Origin of the sequence: Paucihalobacter ruber, assembly GCF_006494535.1 — a bacterium.
GTDB classification, from domain to species: domain Bacteria; phylum Bacteroidota; class Bacteroidia; order Flavobacteriales; family Flavobacteriaceae; genus Paucihalobacter; species Paucihalobacter ruber.
On sequence record NZ_VHIQ01000006.1, the window covers coordinates 286,197 to 303,968 of the forward strand.

Annotated in this window: 13 protein-coding genes; 9 read left to right on the forward strand and 4 right to left on the reverse strand. The window is 37.0% G+C overall.

What is annotated here, in order from left to right:
• The first annotated feature begins 2 nt into the window (after window positions 1-2).
• The 6 genes from FJ651_RS13170 to FJ651_RS13195 all read left to right on the forward strand — a co-directional run bounded on the left by FJ651_RS13170 (window position 3) and on the right by FJ651_RS13195 (window position 10,332).
• A complete protein-coding gene (locus FJ651_RS13170) occupies window positions 3-1,940 on the forward strand; it encodes an alpha-1,4-glucan--maltose-1-phosphate maltosyltransferase (protein ID WP_140990999.1) in 1,938 nt (645 codons plus the stop codon).
• A gap of 2 nt (window positions 1,941-1,942) precedes the next feature.
• Window positions 1,943-3,574: a maltokinase N-terminal cap-like domain-containing protein gene (locus FJ651_RS13175; protein WP_140991000.1), complete on the forward strand. Its 1,632-nt coding sequence runs from the start codon at window positions 1,943-1,945 to the stop codon at window positions 3,572-3,574.
• 3 nt (window positions 3,575-3,577) lie between these two features.
• A complete protein-coding gene (glgB, locus tag FJ651_RS13180; RefSeq protein WP_140991001.1) occupies window positions 3,578-5,485 on the forward strand; it encodes a 1,4-alpha-glucan branching protein GlgB in 1,908 nt (635 codons plus the stop codon).
• Window positions 5,486-5,612: 127 nt separating this feature from the next.
• On the forward strand, window positions 5,613-8,018 hold the full coding sequence (locus tag FJ651_RS13185) for a glycoside hydrolase family 31 protein (protein ID WP_140991002.1): 2,406 nt from the start codon (window positions 5,613-5,615) through the stop codon (window positions 8,016-8,018).
• 79 nt (window positions 8,019-8,097) lie between these two features.
• A complete protein-coding gene (locus tag FJ651_RS13190; RefSeq protein WP_140991003.1) occupies window positions 8,098-8,928 on the forward strand; it encodes a M48 family metallopeptidase in 831 nt (276 codons plus the stop codon).
• A gap of 54 nt (window positions 8,929-8,982) precedes the next feature.
• Window positions 8,983-10,332 (forward strand): MFS transporter, encoded by a 1,350-nt coding sequence (locus FJ651_RS13195; protein ID WP_140991004.1) that lies wholly within the window; start codon window positions 8,983-8,985, stop codon window positions 10,330-10,332.
• A gap of 14 nt (window positions 10,333-10,346) precedes the next feature.
• Here FJ651_RS13195 and FJ651_RS13200 read toward each other — a convergent pair whose 3' ends face one another.
• The 4 genes from FJ651_RS13200 to FJ651_RS13215 are packed head-to-tail and all read right to left on the reverse strand — an operon-like array spanning window position 10,347 to window position 13,274.
• A complete protein-coding gene (locus tag FJ651_RS13200) occupies window positions 10,347-11,078 on the reverse strand; it encodes a head GIN domain-containing protein (protein WP_216746150.1) in 732 nt (243 codons plus the stop codon).
• A 28-nt stretch (window positions 11,079-11,106) separates the two neighbouring features.
• Complete coding sequence (locus FJ651_RS13205) at window positions 11,107-12,186, reverse strand: hypothetical protein (RefSeq protein WP_140991006.1); 1,080 nt, start codon at window positions 12,184-12,186, stop codon at window positions 11,107-11,109.
• Window positions 12,167-12,724, reverse strand: coding sequence for a hypothetical protein (locus FJ651_RS13210; RefSeq protein WP_140991007.1), 558 nt, complete (start codon window positions 12,722-12,724; stop codon window positions 12,167-12,169). The genes FJ651_RS13205 and FJ651_RS13210 overlap by 20 nt, the downstream gene beginning before the upstream one ends.
• Window position 12,725: 1 nt before the next feature.
• Complete coding sequence (locus FJ651_RS13215) at window positions 12,726-13,274, reverse strand: RNA polymerase sigma factor (protein WP_140991008.1); 549 nt, start codon at window positions 13,272-13,274, stop codon at window positions 12,726-12,728.
• 230 nt (window positions 13,275-13,504) lie between these two features.
• On the opposite strand from FJ651_RS13215, the gene lon reads away from it, so the two are divergent.
• From lon to cmk, 3 genes are all read left to right on the forward strand, one after another.
• Entirely contained in the window at window positions 13,505-15,955 is a 2,451-nt protein-coding gene (lon, locus tag FJ651_RS13220; protein WP_140991009.1) for an endopeptidase La, read from the forward strand.
• Between the two features lie 93 nt (window positions 15,956-16,048).
• Window positions 16,049-17,068 (forward strand): type IX secretion system protein PorQ, encoded by a 1,020-nt coding sequence (gene porQ / locus FJ651_RS13225; RefSeq protein ID WP_140991010.1) that lies wholly within the window; start codon window positions 16,049-16,051, stop codon window positions 17,066-17,068.
• Window positions 17,068-17,766: a (d)CMP kinase gene (gene cmk / locus FJ651_RS13230; protein ID WP_140991011.1), complete on the forward strand. Its 699-nt coding sequence runs from the start codon at window positions 17,068-17,070 to the stop codon at window positions 17,764-17,766. The genes porQ and cmk overlap by 1 nt, the downstream gene beginning before the upstream one ends.
• The last annotated feature ends 6 nt before the right edge of the window (window positions 17,767-17,772 follow it).

The window sequence follows — 17,772 nt, forward strand, 5'->3', positions numbered from 1 at the left end:
ATATGCAAAATCAATGCCGAGTAGTTATAGACTATGTTTCACCGCAAATCAACAACGGTGAGTTTTTTATAAAAAGAGTTGTAAACGAAATTGTAAATATTGAAGCGCATGTGCTGGTTGACGGTCACGATGTTATCTCTGCATCGGTACTTTATAAGCACGAAAAGGAAAAAAACTGGAGAGAATCCAGATTACACCACAGTGTTAACGACGAGTGGCAAGGTAGTTTTATAGTTGAAAAACAAGGTTTTTATACCTACAAGGTCGAAGGCTGGGTAGATTACGCCCTAAACTGGCAACATGGCATTGAGCGGAAAATTGAGGATGGTCAACAGGTTAAATCCGAATTACTCGAAGGTATTTTGTATTTAAAGCCGCTATTGGATAAAGTCTCTAAAGCCGATGCCGGTTATTTGCAGTACTGTATCGATATATTCGAAGATGCTTCCAGATATAATGAAGCCATCACAGAAGCCAGAAGCGAAAGATTGCATCATATTTTTTACAATCACCCCGAAAAGCATTTGGCCAATACCTCAAAAGACTACAATATATATGTAGACAGGTTAAAGGCCAGATTTAGTACTTGGTATGAATTTTTTACACGGTCGGCATCAGAGCAACCGGGAGTTCACGGTACTTTTAAAGACTGCGAGCGTTTGTTGCCCAGAGTAGAGCAAATGGGTTTTGATACGTTGTATTTTCCACCAATTCATCCCATAGGTGAAGTTAACCGAAAGGGAAAAAACAACACCACCCAAGCAAAAGACGGCGACGTAGGCTCTTGTTGGGGTATAGGGTCGCAATATGGCGGTCATAAAGATATTCATCCACAGTTGGGAAGTTTGGATGATTTTAAGCAGCTTATTGCAAAAGCCAAGGAGCACAACATTGAGATTGCTATGGATTACGCTTTACAGGCAGCACCCGATCATCCTTGGGTGAAAGAACATCCGCAGTGGTTTAAATGGCGTCCCGACGGTACGGTGCAATATGCTGAAAATCCTCCTAAAAAGTATCAGGATATTTTACCGATATATTGGGAAACAGAAGATTATAAAAATCTTTGGAACGAATGTCTCGATGTTATGATGTATTGGATAGATTGCGGAATTCACGTTTTTAGAGTCGACAATCCACATACCAAACCTTATTATTTCTGGAACTGGATTATTTCCGAAGTAAAAAAGAAACATCCGGACGTGTTGTTTTTAGCCGAAGCCTTTACGAGACCAAAAATAATGCACCAATTGGCAAAACAAGGCTATACACAATCTTACACCTATTTTACATGGCGTGATAACAAGCATGAGTTAATCCAGTATATGGAAGAGCTCACCAAAACCGACCAAAAAGAATACATGCGTCCTAATTTCTGGCCCAACACACCAGATATTAATCCATACCATTTACAAGGTGCCAATGAAGCCAAATTTATGCAACGCTATGCTTTGGCAGCTACTTTAAGTTCTAATATTGGTATTTACGGACCTGTTTTTGAGCAAATGATCAGCGATGCATTGCCCGGAAGAGAGGAATATTTAAATTCCGAAAAATTTCAAATATGTCATTACGATTGGTTTAAAGAAAATAAGCTCACCACTATCATTTCAAAAATTAACAGAATTAGACACGAAAATGAGGCGCTTCAGCAAACCAACAACATTAAATTTTGTCACATTGAAAATCAAAATTTAATAGCGTTTTATAAATGGAATCAAGATAAAACAAACGAATTGTTGATTATAATAAGTCTTGATGCTTATTACGCACAACAAGGTACGGTTCAATTACCGTTGCAAGATTTGGGTATCAATTCAGGCCATCATCTGGTGGTTAAAGACCTGGTGACCAATAGTAGTTATACATGGCAGAATGAATGGAATTTTATAGAGTTGCATCCGGCCTTACCGTTTCATATCTTTAGAATATTAAAATAATTATGTCAAAAAAAACATCTAACAAAACCAGCTTGTTGTCTCCCTACAATTTTGATGTAGAATGGAATGACTTGATGGATAACGAAGATTTCATCAAAATCTTCCTGTCTGATGTGTTAGAATATTACATCATCAAGCAACGCTGGTACGGTGGCAAAGCCAGCAAGTTAAAATATATTGAATTGGCCGAGTATTTTCGCATTCAGCAAAACGAAGAAGTTTACTACGGTTTAATTCTTGAAGTCAATTTTAAAGAAGCATTTTATCAGCATTATTTTTTACCAATTGCTTTTGTGTCAGATCCTGATTTTGCGCAAGACAACCGAATTTTACCTATTAGTATTAAAGGTCAGGAAGGTTTTATTATAGATGCTATTAACTTAGAAGCTTTTAGAAAACTGGTGTTTGAGCGCATCCTTTCGGCAGTTCCAAACGATAAAACACGCGTGCAATATCACAAGAGCCTGCTGTTTGATAATTGTCACTACGAATCGTCTCGATTTATGGGAATGGAACAAAGCAATACCTCTATTGTTTACAATGAGAAGTATGTTTTAAAGTTCTTCAGAAGAATTTACGCAGATAAAAACCCAGACTACGAAATGAGCCGTTTCCTTTCAGAAAAAAAGGAATTTAAAAACACACCGGCATATCTTGGAAGCATTAATATTACAGATGCCGATAATGTACAAATTACCATAGCGCTAATGCAACAACTGGTTCCCAATCAAGGTGATGCATGGGAGTACATGTTGAAAGAATTACACAAGGTCTTTTTAACTATAGAGACTAAAAGTGTAAAACTATCAAACCTTCCAAAGGTTGAGGATTTTTCACGTTTAGAACTTAGAGACGTGCCGCCACAAATAATAGACTGGGCCGGTTTAAACATTATCACCAAAGTTCAAACGCTGGCCAAACGAACCGCCGAAATGCATATTGCCTTAGGTTCAGAATTTGAAGATACGGGATTTACACCTGAACGTTTTAACGGCGACTATACCGTTTGGTTAAAAAATAGAATGTTATATCAGTTTCAAAACAGATTGAATACTATTGAAAATAACCTTCATAAATTAGATGGATTGGCTCTTGAGTTAGCCGAAGATTTCCTTGAGAACAAAAATATTATTAGAAAACGATTCGTAAATTTTGACTGGACACGACTAAAGGGTGAGCGCTTGCGTGTGCATGGCGATTATCATTTGGGTCAGGTGCTGGTTAAAGATGACGATTTCTACATTTTAGATTTTGAAGGCGAACCTGAAAGCACCATCCGTGATAGAAAAGTCAAGCAGCCACCGCTTAAAGATGTGGCCGGGATGTTTAGGTCTTTTCATTACGCTATTTACGCTACCATTTTTAACAACGCTGCACTTTACAAGAAAGAACAGGAAGAACTCTTTCAATATGCCGAAATTCTATACCAATACTTAATAGGTGTATTTTTAGGAACTTATATAGTTGAAATTCAAAATGCCAATATCAATATTGGTTACCATCAAGAACGCATATTTTTACTCAAATATTCACTTTTAGAAAAAGCCGTTTACGAATTGGGTTACGAGCTTAACTCCAGACCGCGCTGGGCTGTAATTCCTTTAAAGGGTATTTCAAATATTATAAATCACTAATTTATGGCAGAAGTTATAGTACACAGTTTGTTTACAGAATTCGATATTAATTTATTTCAGGCAGGCAAACATTACAAGCTTTACGAAAAATTTGGCTCACATATCACAACTGTGAATGGAATTGAAGGTACTTATTTTGCTGTATGGGCGCCAAGTGCCAAGAGTATTTCAGTAATTGGTGATTTTAATTTTTGGCTCGAAGGTGAGCACCAGTTAAATGTGAGATGGGATGGTAGCGGAATCTGGGAAGGTTTTATTCCAGGCGTTAAAAAGGGCCATTTGTACAAATACAAAATTCACAGTCATTATAACGATATTAAAACAGAAAAGGCCGATCCTTACGCGAGACGCAGTGAACATCCGCCAAAAACAGCTTCGGTTGTTTGGGATGACACCTATTCTTGGGACGATAATTCATGGATGAAAAAAAGGGCAAAACACAACGCTTTAAACGCGCCTTTTTCAGTTTACGAAGTTCATTTAGGTTCATGGCGCAGGAAAATTGAGAACAACCGATTTTTGTCTTACACCGAACTGGCCGAGGAACTGGTAGATTATGTGAAAGAAATGAATTTCACCCACGTAGAATTGATGCCCATTATGGAGTTTCCTTATGATCCGTCGTGGGGCTATCAATTAACCGGTTATTTTGCGCCAACCTCTAGATTTGGCTACCCCGAAGAGTTTAAATTATTGGTCGATAAGCTGCACCAGAATAATATAGGGGTGATTTTAGACTGGGTGCCGTCTCATTTCCCCGAAGATGCTCACGGACTTGGATTTTTTGATGGGTCATGTCTTTACGAACATCCCGATAAACGCAAAGGTTATCACCCCGATTGGAAAAGTTTAATTTTTAACTATGGCAGGAATGAGGTGAAATCATTTTTGATTAGTAATGCTATTTTTTGGCTAGAACAATATCATGCCGATGCGCTGAGAGTAGATGCGGTCGCGTCCATGCTATTTTTAGATTACTCAAGAGACGATGGCGAATGGGAACCCAACCAGTTTGGTGGTAGAGAAAATCTTGAAGCAATCGCTTTTATGAAAGAAATGAATGAGGCCGTTTACGCCAATTTCCCCGATGTACAAACCATAGCCGAAGAATCTACTTCATTTCCTATGGTATCCAAACCAACCTTTATTGGTGGTTTAGGTTTTGGAATGAAATGGATGATGGGTTGGATGCACGATACCTTGCAATATTTTGCTAAAGAGCCCATTTATAGAAAACACCACCAAAATGACTTAACGTTTTCAATGACTTACGCTTTTACAGAAAACTTTATGCTACCGTTAAGTCACGACGAGGTGGTTTATGGCAAACGTTCTATTTTAGGTAGGATGCCGGGCGATGAGTGGCAAAGATTTGCCAACCTTCGATTGCTCTATACTTACATGTTTACACATCCGGGAGCTAAGCTGTTATTTCAGGGCGCCGAGTTTGGACAAAGTGAAGAATGGAACTTTCAGCAGAGTTTAGACTGGCATTTGTTGCAGTTCAAACCACATAAAGGTGTTCAATCGCTTATTAAAGATTTGAACAAGTTTTACAAAAAAGAACCGGCATTATTTGATAAGCAATTCTCTGCCGAAGGTTTCGAATGGATCGACTACAACGATGCGGAAAATTCGGTGCTTGTTTATATCAGAAAGGCTAACAATGAAGATGACAATCTAATTATAGCCTGTAACATGACGCCGGTACCAAGAGATCAATACCGCGTTGGCTTGCCGAAGTCCGGCGAATTAAAAGAAGTTTTTAATACCGATTTAAAAAAGTATTTTGGTAGTGGCGAATACAAAAACGGTATCGTTTCGTCTGAAGATCAACCACACCAGTTTAGAAATGTTTCGGCAGTAATTAATATTCCACCCTTAGGTGCAGTTGTATTTAAATATAAATAATTTTCAAACTCAATTATTTATTCCTTGCTTCAACTTAACTCAAACGTTATAGTTGATAATATGTCATAACTATTATTTCAAAATTTAACAGAATTGCTTTCTTTTACGGCATTTTAAAAAAACTTGCATGATTACCAATACCGATTTAGAGTATAAAGGCAACCAGTTGCCAGCCAATATCGTCAAATTTAAAAAGGATGTAGATACGCTTTATTTTTTCACTTCAAACGACGTGGTTTTACAAATAACCATTGTGAGAGATAGCGTTATCAGATTTAGATATACTACAACAGGCTCATTTGAAAAAGATTTTTCATACGCCATCACCAAATATGCCAGTAGAGGATACAACAAACTCGAAATAGAAGAGCATACCAATGCTTTTCAAATAACAACTTCTAAGCTCATTTGTAACATCAATAAAAGCGATTTAAAAGTGTCCATTTTCGACGCTAAAGACAAATCACTGTTAAATCAGGATGAAATAGGTTTTCATTGGGAAGAGAGCTATGAGCATGGCGGTGATATTGTAAAGATGAGTAAGGTGTCTAACGAAGGTGAAAGTTACTACGGCTTAGGAGATAAATCAGAACATATGAATCTTAAAGGCAAGCGTTTTCAAAACTGGGCCACCGATTCTTATGCTTATGGCAAAGAAACCGACCCTATTTACAAAGCCATTCCTTTTTTTATAGGCTTACATCATAAAAAAGCCTACGGTATTTTCTTTGATAACTCCTTTAGAGTATTTTTTGATTTTGCTCAGGAAAAGCGCAACGTTACCAGTTTTTGGGCGCATGGCGGTGAAATGAATTACTATTTTATCTACGGGCCAAAAATGAACGACGTTATTGAGAACTATACAGATCTCACCGGTAAACCACATTCATTACCACCGCTTTGGGCTTTGGGATTTCATCAATGTAAATGGAGTTACTATCCCGAAAGCAAGGTTAAAGAGGTGACCGCTAAATTTAGAGATCTTAAAATACCTTGTGATGCCATTTATCTCGACATAGATTATATGGAAGGTTTTAGGTGCTTTACATGGAACAAAGATTATTTTCCCGATCCTAAAAGAATGGTGAAGGAATTAGCCGATCAAGGTTTTAAAACCGTTGCTATTATTGATCCGGGTATCAAAGTTGATAAAGATTATTGGGTTTATCAGGAAGGTTTAAAAAACGACTATTTCTGTCGTCGTGCCGACGGACCATACATGAAAGGAAAAGTTTGGCCGGGAGAATGTTATTTTCCCGATTATACAAGGCCCGACGTAAGAGAGTGGTGGTCTGGGTTGTTTAAAGAGCTTATCGAAGAAATAGGTGTAAAAGGCGTTTGGAACGACATGAACGAGCCTGCCGTGATGGAAGTTCCCAACAAAACCTTTCCAGACGACGTTCGCCACGATTACGATGGCAATCCGTGCAGTCATAGAAAGGCTCATAATATTTACGGTATGCAAATGGCCCGTGCTACGTATCACGGTTTAAAAAAGTTTTGCTATCCAAAGCGTCCGTTTGTAATTACACGTTCGGCTTATTCGGGTACGCAGCGATACACGTCTACATGGACCGGCGATAACGTTGCCACCTGGGAACATTTATGGATTGCCAATATTCAGGTGCAGCGCATGGCCATGAGTGGTTTTTCGTTTGCAGGCAGCGATATTGGCGGATTTGCAGAACAGCCCTCGGGCGAATTATTTGCACGTTGGGTACAACTAGGGGCGTTCCATCCGTTTTTTAGAGTGCATTCTTCAGGTGATCACGGAGATCAGGAACCTTGGTCATTCGATGAAGAAGTTACTAACGTTGTGAGAAAATTTATTGAACTACGCTATCAGTTATTACCCTATTTATACACGGCATTTTGGAATTATGTAGACCATGGTGAACCCTTATTAAAATCTATGGTTTTGTATGATCAGGACGATCAGCAAACTCATTACAGAACCGATGAGTTTATCTTCGGAAATCAAATTTTAATTTGCCCAATATTAGAACCCAATGCCAAAGGCAGAAGAATGTTTATACCTAGAGGGAAATGGTATAATTTCTGGAATGATAAGGTTGTAAAAGGTGGACGCGAAATGTGGGCTGATGCCGATATAGATAGTATGCCGTTTTTTATCAAGGCCGGTGCCATTATCCCGGTTTATCCGGTTCAGCAATATGTTGGAGAAAAAGAAATAGACCAAATGACCTTGGCAGTTTATTATTTTGAAGGTAAAGAAGACTCGCAGTTATTTGATGATGCCCATGACGGTTACGACTATATTAAAGGACGATACAGTTTGCGAACCTTTAAATTAACCGGTAAACCAACCGAATTGATTATTCAGCAACATAAAGAAGGTAAGTATATTACAACGTACGAAACCTTTAAAGTTAACATTCATGGTTTGCCTTTTGAAATCAAGGAAGTTCAAATAGATAACGTTCAAATTCCGTTAGAGCAAATTAAACCGAATGGAAAAAATAGTTTGGTGGTGGATAAGAATTTTAACGAAATACACATCAAAGGAGTATAATGAATTGTGACTTTTTAAAATAAATGCTTCTTAATTAGTAGACATTCACTAACTTTAGATGATTTTAAATTTTCCAATCATGTCAATTAAAAGATATATCATTTTATCGGCTTTTGTGCTGCTGTATTTTTCATGTGCTACCAATCCATTCACAGGTAAAAAAACGATGGCTTTAGTTTCTAACGATAGCTTATTTCCATCTTCATTTCAGCAGTATAGTTCATTTTTATCTCAAAATAAAGTAGTAACAGGTACTAAAGATTCAGAAATGATCAAGCGTGTTGGCCAGCGCATAGCTATTGCAGCAGAACGCTGGTTAGATGCCAATGGTTACCAGGGTTATTTAAAAGATTATAAATGGGAATACAATTTGGTGGATGATAAAACCGTAAACGCCTGGTGTATGCCCGGCGGAAAGATTGTGTTTTACACCGGTATTTTACCCATTGCTCAAAACGAAACCGGTGTTGCCATCATTATGGGGCATGAAGTAGCGCACGCTTTGGCTAATCACGGTCAACAGCGCATGAGTGCCGGCATGTTACAACAAGCTGGTGCTATTGGTTTAAATGTTGCCCTTCAGAATGATGAAAATTTATCGCTTTGGAATCAAGCTTATGGTATTACTACATCAGTTGGTGGTATGTTGCCTTTTAGTAGATCACATGAATCTGAAGCCGACCGTATTGGTTTAATTTTATCAGCACTGGCAGGATATAATCCTGATGAAGGTGCCGAGTTGTGGAAACGTATGGCATCTGCTAGTGGTGGCCAAGCACCACCAGAGTTTTTAAGCACACACCCTGCCAATGACACTCGAATTAAAGAATTGCAACAATTAGCACCGAAGGCTAAAGAAGAAGCAGCCAAATTTGGTATTACTACATTTAGACCATTGTCGCCATTGTAAACAAATTTATTTAATTATCTTTCGGGCTGTTCACCAAAATGAGCAGCTTTTTTTATGTCGGATCTACCAAAAGGAAATAAAAAATTACTGAATGCCTGGGCTTTTTACGACTGGGCTAATTCTGTGTATCCGTTAGTGATTTCATCGGCGGTATTCCCCATTTTTTATGGAGCACTTACCATTATTAAAGACGAAGAAACCGGCAAAATATTAAGTGATACTGTTGAATTTTTAGGCTACGAATTCAATAATGATAGTTTGATTAGTTATGTCACTGCCTTAAGTTTTTTGGTGATTTCGGTCATGTCGCCCGTACTCTCAGGAATTTCAGATTTTATAGGAAATAAAGAATCTTTTATGAAATTCTTTTGTTATCTCGGTGCAGTCTCTTGTATTGGTTTGTATTGGTTTTCACTAGAATATTTATGGTTTGGATTACTTTGTTATTTCTTTGGTTTGATTGGTTTTTGGGGTAGTTTGGTCTTTTATAATTCGTATTTACCAGATATTGCCTTTCCGGAGCAACAGGATAAAATTAGTGCAAAAGGATTTTCTTTAGGTTATATTGGTAGCGTTATACTGTTGCTGCTCAATTTGGCAATGATTTTAAAATACGAGGCTTTCGGTTTTAAAGATGCCGGACAACCAACACGAATAGCCTTTGTATTAGTTGGTATTTGGTGGATGGGTTTTGCACAATACACATTTAAGTATTTACCCACCGGAACACACGAAGGTCAGAAGGTGACGCGCTCATTGCTACTTTCAGGTCTTAACGAATTAAGAAAAATATGGATAGTCATACAAGATGATATTGTTTTAAAAAAATACATCGCTGCGTTTTTTACCTATAGTATGGCCGTACAAACTATTATGATTGCTGCTACTTATTTTGCTATTGAAGAATTAGATTGGGGAACACAGGATTCTACAACAGGTTTAATAATTAGTATTTTATTAATTCAACTTATTGCTGTTTTAGGAGCCAATTACACCGCCAAACTTTCTGAAAAAATTGGGAATATCAAAACCTTGATGATTGTAATATCAATGTGGATTGTGATTTGCGCTTTTGCTTATTTTGTAGTAACGCCAACACAATTCTACATTATTGCAGCTTGCGTTGGCGTAGTAATGGGTGGTATTCAGGCTTTATCGAGATCTACTTACAGTAAGTTAATACCTTTAGATACTGTTGATACAGCTTCCTATTTCAGCTTTTATGATGTAGCTGAAAAAATAGGGATTGTTATCGGTATGTTTATGTATGGTTTTATAGCCCAGCTTACAGGTAGTATGCGTTATTCTATTTTGTTTTTAATCTCGTTTTTTATCATAGGTCTCATCATTTTAATGACTTTGCCTAAAAAAACACTCAATCCCGATTTTATTAATGGCAAATAATCTTTCTTGGATTTTTAATTGGCTTTTTTAATAGAGCCTGAACCTGCCACATTGGTGTTTTCAGTTTTAGGGTTGCCTTTATATACAATATCTCCCGAACCGGCTACTTTTGCTTTGAGGTTATCCTGACAATTGATGCGAACATCACCCGAACCCGCAACCGAAGCCTCTACATTGTTGGCAATTAATTCGTATGCATTCAATCGGCCTGAACCCGAAAGGTCTAATTTTAAATCTGTTGTGTTTCCCGATAGATTTAAATTACCCGAACCGGCTATTTTGGCAGTAGTCATTTTATTAGCCAAACTTAGGTTCATATCTCCAGATCCGGCTAATTGTACTGATAATTCATTAGAGGTGAGAATCTGCTCGTTCCATAATTTCCCAGAACCTGCCAGAGACACTTCAGAAATACCTTCAACAGGAATGGTTACAGTTATAGTATATTTTCGGCTTGGTCTTAAATTCATGCCATTTTCAGGCTTTATAATGAGTTGATTGTTTTTAACTTCGGTAATGATATGTTCGATTAAATTAGATTCGCCTTCTATTGTAATATTTCCTTCATTGCCTGAAACTAGGATAAAGTTAAAACTACCGGCGCATTTCACACCGTCATAATTAGATGTTGTTCTCGTTACGGTGGTCACTTCGCCGTTGCCCTTAATGGTGTTATTACCCCAAAATTGCGCATGCGAATTAATAGTTAACAAGAATAAAACTGATAAGAGAGCTATTTTTTTCATAATATATTGTTTTATAGTTTGATTGATTTTATTTGAAGGTAACACTACCATAATCAGAATTGATGATAACACTATTACTAGAATTACTATTGTTCACAAATCCTTCGTAATACTTCTGAGTACTTTTAATATTTTGTTTTAAAATCTCAAAACTTGAAGGATGCTTTAATGAAGCGTACTCCAAATCTATTTTGAATAAAAATTCAGCTTCGTTGTGCAGGCCAATGGTAATTCCAACGTAGTCGGAGTCTATTTTAACGCGTTCAATAAACTTGCCTAATTCATCAATCTTAATCGAACCATAATCAGCATCGGCATCAAGGCTTTTGTAAATATTGCCAAATCTGATAGTAAGATAATCGCTTTCACCTTTAATATGATTGGCTTCATTAATGGTTAGCGAACCATAATCACAATTATAGGTGACATCTTCTGCAATTTCAATAACCGATTTGGTATAATCGGCCTCTAAATGCAATGATTTTGTTTTAGCCACTGTAAAACTGCTGTAATCGGCATTGATTTTACCGCTGTTAATGTATTCAAAGTAAGTATTATTGGTGTAATCGAATGATAATGAATTATTGGGTGCCAGTAATTCTTTAGTAGTGATTTTACCATAATCGCAATTAATAGTTGCAGTGCCTTCAAGTGTGTCTAAATTGATGCTGCCATAACTATTGTCTAGATTCACGCTATTGGTAATTGGTAGTTTAATAGTGTAGGTGATATCAATGTTTACATTGTTACTGTTACCCCAATTCCACCATTTTGAGGCGCTTCTTTTTTTAATGTTAGTGATGGCGCTTACCTGGCTTGCGGTACCGGAAAAATCAACACTAATATCGTCCAATCTTTCTTTTACCATGCCTAAGTCATTACCGTTGGTTTTAATGAGTACTTCAATAGTAATTTTATTACCGGTGTAAGTGGCTACGTTGATGCTGCCATAGCTGTTAACCACTTTTAAAAGCGCATCGCGGTTAACGCTGTACTCTTTTTTAATGGTTTTTTCTTCGGTGTGCTTGCCTTTCCATTGATTAGTTGAAAAGACGGTTAGGGTACTAATTAAAAAGATCAGTAAAAAATTATAACCTGTTGTTTTCATATGATTGATGTTTAAATTCTTTTATTGTTTCAATTTGTTCTAATACAGCCTGCAGTAATTCAATTCTGCTTTGAAAGTTACTGATCATAGCGTAAATTACTCGTTTATCGTTGTTGCTTTGTTTTAAATCGGTTTTTAAAGTTTCGTATTCTAATTCGAGCTTTTTTATTTCGTTTAAAGCATCGTTAATAATCGATTCGGTTTCGGGTGAGCGCTCTAAATCAATTTTTCTTAACTCAGTACTGATGGTTTGATAAAAGAAATTTTGAGTATTGGCCATTTCCTGAGATACATTGGCTAAATCCATTTCTTTTTCAGGTTTCAAGAGTATGGTGAACAAAGCAAAACCTAATATAAGTGCTGCGGCTATTGCTGTTATCGGTTTCAGGAACTTAAAATAACCTGTGCGTTTATTTTGCTGTTTTGAAGCATCTAATTTTTCAATAAATCGCATGGTGTGACCTTCGGCCGGTTGCGCCGAATTCAAGTCGTTTTGCAACCTCTTAAAAAGCGAAGTTATGTTGTTCTCGTTTTTCATATTAAATGTGTACTGCAAGTTTTTTCTTTAAACTAGATTTGGCTCTTGACACCAGCGTTCGGCAATTGGCATAACTAATGTTTAATATATCGCACATTTCATCGTAATTATAACCTTCTATATAATGAAGATTCAATGCTAATTGATAATTGTCTTTTAACGTATCCATGGCTTGCGATAATTGCTGAAATTTTACTTCCGAATAATCCTCCAAATTTTCAACACTACTTTCGTCCTCAATTTTATACAAGACCTGTTCCAGTTCAACTTCAATTTGTTGTTGTCTCAAAAAAGTGAGACTGTTATTTATTACAATTCGCTTTAGCCAGGCACCAAAAGTTTGATTGTCTTTTAAGTCATTAAGTTTTGAAAAAGCCGTAATAAACGATTCCTGCATGATGTCTTCTGCGTCAAAAGTATTTTTCACTATTCTTAGCGAGGTATTGTACATGGCTTTACTGTAACTTTCGTAAACTTTTATTTGTGCTGTGCGCTCACCGCGTTTACAAGCTGTTATTAACTGATTAATATTTGATTGATTGGTTGTCAAAAAAACAATTGCTTTGGTTTAAGGATGAAATTACATCATAATTGTTACACTTCAATTGAATTTTTTTTAGCAATTTTATTTTGAAATGGCATAACAATTGAACTATTGCCATGAATTACTTGTTAACAAGATGACTCATTTTACTCAAATACAACAATATAGTAAATGAGTAGAATTCAAATTAAATGATACTGTTACCGTTTGTGTGACAGAATGACCTTAAATACACTATGGCAAAAACAAATTTTTTAAGTCTTGACAGTTTGTCATTACAAGATTTTGATGAAAATTCAGAATTAATTCCACTAATGACACCCGAAGACGAAGCAGAAATAAACAATGAAAAACTTCCCAGCGCACTACCAATCTTACCATTAAGAAATACGGTTTTATTTCCTGGTGTTGTAATTCCAATTACCGCCGGAAGGGATAAATCTATTAAACTAATTAATGACGCTAATAACGGAAGCAAGGTAATTGGTGTCGTGGCTCAAAAAGATATTGCAGTTGAGGATCCGGGTGCAGCCGACTTGTATAGAGTAGGTACCGTAGCACGTATTTTAAAAGTACTTAAAATGCCCGATGGTAACACAACCATTATTATTCAGGGTAAAAAGCGTTTTGAACTCGATGAAATCATTTCTGAAAAACCCTATATCAGTGCCACGGTGAAAGAAGTCCCCGAAGCTAAGCCGGCTGTTGATAATCAGGAATTCTCGGCCATCATCGACTCGATTAAAGATTTATCATTGCGAATTATTAAAGAGAGTCCGAATATCCCAACCGAAGCTACTTTTGCGATTAAAAACATAGAAAGCAATTCGTTTCTAGTGAATTTTGTTTCTTCTAACATGAATTTATTGGTGAAAGAAAAGCAAGAGTTGTTAGAGATAAACAACTTGCAAGAACGGGCATTGGCTACTTTAAAATACATGACTGTTGAATATCAAAAATTAGAGCTTAAAAACGATATTCAATCTAAAGTACAAAGCGATATCAATCAGCAGCAACGCGAATATTTCTTGCATCAACAAATGAAAACCATTCAGGAAGAATTGGGTGGTATGAGTTACGATGAGGAAATTGAAGAAATGCAAGAGCGAGCCGATAAAAAGAAATGGTCTGATGAAGTAGGTGAGCACTTCAACAAGGAGTTGGCCAAATTGCAACGTATGAATCCGCAAGTAGCAGAGTATTCCATTCAGCGTAACTATCTGGATTTGTTTTTAGATTTACCTTGGAACGACTTCAGTAAAGATAAATTCGATCTGAAGCGGGCACAACGTATTTTAGACCGTGATCATTACGGACTTGAAGACGTTAAAAAGCGCATTATTGAGTACCTGGCGGTGCTCAAACTTCGCAACGATATGAAATCGCCCATACTCTGTTTTTACGGTCCGCCTGGTGTTGGTAAAACTTCGTTAGGGAAGTCCATTGCCGAAGCTTTAGGTAGAGAATACGTGAGAATGTCGTTAGGTGGATTAAGAGACGAAGCCGAAATTAGAGGCCACCGTAAAACCTATATCGGTGCTATGCCTGGCCGTATTTTGCAAAATTTAAAAAAGGCGGGAACTTCAAATCCGGTATTTGTTTTAGATGAAATTGATAAGTTGTCTAGTTCTTACCAAGGTGATCCGTCTTCGGCTATGCTGGAAGTGTTAGATCCCGAGCAAAATAACGAGTTTTACGATAATTTTCTTGAAGTAGGGTATGACTTATCTAAAGTTATGTTCATAGCTACAGCAAACAGCCTAAGCACCATTCAGCCTGCGTTGCGTGACCGAATGGAGATTATTAACGTTACAGGTTATACAATTGAAGAAAAAACCGAAATCGCCAGACGACACTTATTGCCAAAACAACTAAAAGAACATGGCCTTACCACAAACCATTTAAAAATAGCCAAACCACAGTTAGAAAAGATTGTGGAAGGATATACCAGAGAATCAGGAGTTAGAAGTCTTGAAAAGCAAATTGCCAAAATGGTGAGACATGCCGCCAAGAACATTGCTATGGAAGAAAAGTACAATCTTAAGGTTACCAACGAAGATATTGTTGAAGTACTAGGTTCTCCTAAATTGGAAAGAGATAAATACGAAAATAACGAAGTAGCCGGCGTGGTTACCGGTTTGGCATGGACCAGCGTTGGCGGCGATATTTTGTTTATAGAATCTATTTTATCAAAAGGTAAAGGAGATTTGAATATTACAGGAAATTTGGGCAAGGTCATGAAAGAATCGGCCACTATTGCCATGGAATACATTAAGGCCAATGCTGAAGATTTTGGCGTCAATTCTGATATTTTTGGTAAGTATAATGTACACATTCACGTACCTGAAGGTGCCACACCAAAAGACGGTCCTAGTGCCGGTATAACCATGCTCACCTCACTTATGTCTTTATTTACGCAACGCAAAGTTAAGAAGAGCTTGGCCATGACCGGCGAAATCACATTGCGAGGAAAAGTGTTACCTGTTGGTGGTATTAAAGAAAAAATTCTGGCTGCCAAACGGGCAAGAATTAAAGAGATTATTTTGTGTGAAGACAACAAACGCGATATCGCCGAGATTAAAGCCGAGTACTTAAAAGGACTTACATTTCATTATGTTAAGGAAATGAGCGAAGTTTTGGAAATTGCACTTACCAAACAAAAAGTAAAAAACGCAAAAATTCTATAATATCCAGGCAGCAGCAACATGAGTATGATTACAGGCTAAAAAATAAAAATTGCTTAGTATCGTTTTAATTAAGATTTAGTTATTTTGCAGCCTATGCGCAATCCTTTAATCTTGACGTTATTCTTTTGTTCGTGTGCTTTGGCATTGGCGCAGGTTGGAGGCGAGTCTACCTATCAATTTTTAAATTTAATATCATCACCACGGCAAGCTGCTCTTGGTGGAAAAACCATCACTAATTACGATTACGACGTAACTGATGGCATTTACAATCCGGCGTCTATTAATGCCGAAATGGATAATCAATTGGCCTTAAATTACTCTAGTTATTTAGGTGGTATTAGTTATGGTACGGCTGCTTATGCTTATACTTGGGACAGACGTTTGCAAACCTTTCATATAGGCGTCACCTATATCAATTACGGCAGTTTTGATGGTTACGACTTAAACGGCATTTCAACAGGATCTTTTAACGGCAGTGAAACGGCCTTATCTCTGGGATACGCTTATAATATTCCTTACACCGATTTTTATATTGGTGCCAATTTAAAACTCATTACGTCTCAACTGGAAATTTATAATTCAATTGGTGGTGCCTTCGATTTTGGTGCACTTTATATCAACGAAAAATTAGATTTTAGAGCCGCACTTTCAGTAAGAAATGTAGGCGCTCAATTTAAAACTTATGCCGGATTGAACGAACCCTTGCCGTTGGAAGTTATTTTAGGTCTATCGCAAACCTTACAATATGTGCCAATACGATGGCATTTGACTTTCGAAAATTTACAACAATGGCCAATTGCACGCTCTAATCCAGCCAGAATTGAAACCGATTTAGACGGTAATCAAACTCCTGAAAAAATTGGATTTGTTGGAGAACTCATTAGGCATACCATTATTGGTGCTGAATTGTTTCCTGAAAAAGGATTTAATATTAGATTGGGCTACAGTTTTAGGCGTGCCGAAGAACTAAGAATTGAAGACCAACGAAATTTCTCGGGTTTGTCGTTTGGTGTAGGAATAAAAATGAATAAAATGAGATTTAGTTACACCCATGCAAGATACACGGCAGCAGGAAATAGCAGCTTTTTCGGACTTCAAATTGATTTGAGATAATGAATAAAAAAATCATCATAGCTATAGACGGTTTTTCTTCAACCGGAAAAAGTACGGTAGCCAAACAATTGGCGGCAGCCCTGCGTTATATTTATGTAGACAGTGGTGCAATGTACCGCGCAGTAACCTTTTATGCCTTGGAAAATGACCTTATTGGAGTTGATTTTTTTTATAAAGATCAACTAATAAAACATTTAGAACGCATTCGCATATCCTTTAAATTTAATGCAGAACTAGGTTTTGCAGAGGTTTACTTAAATGGTCAAAATATTGAAAATGAAATAAGAACACTTCGCGTATCGAATTTTGTGAGTAAAATTGCCGAAATTTCTGAAGTTCGAAAAAAGTTAGTTGAGCAACAACAGGAAATGGGAAAAGAAAAAGGTATTGTAATGGATGGCCGCGATATTGGCACCGTTGTTTTTCCTGAGGCAGAGTTAAAAATATTTATGACGGCCTCTGCCGAAACTCGTGCCAAACGAAGGCTAGAAGAGTTGCAAAACAAAGGTCAGGAAGTAAATTATCAAGAGGTTTTAAAGAATATTGAAGAACGTGATTTTATAGATACCAACCGCGACGATTCTCCTTTAGCTCAAGCCGAAGATGCAGTGTTATTTGACAATTCAAATTTAAGCAGAGAAGAACAATTCAATCTACTTTTAGCTATTTGTAAAAAAGCCATTCAAAAGGCATTGTAAAAAAGT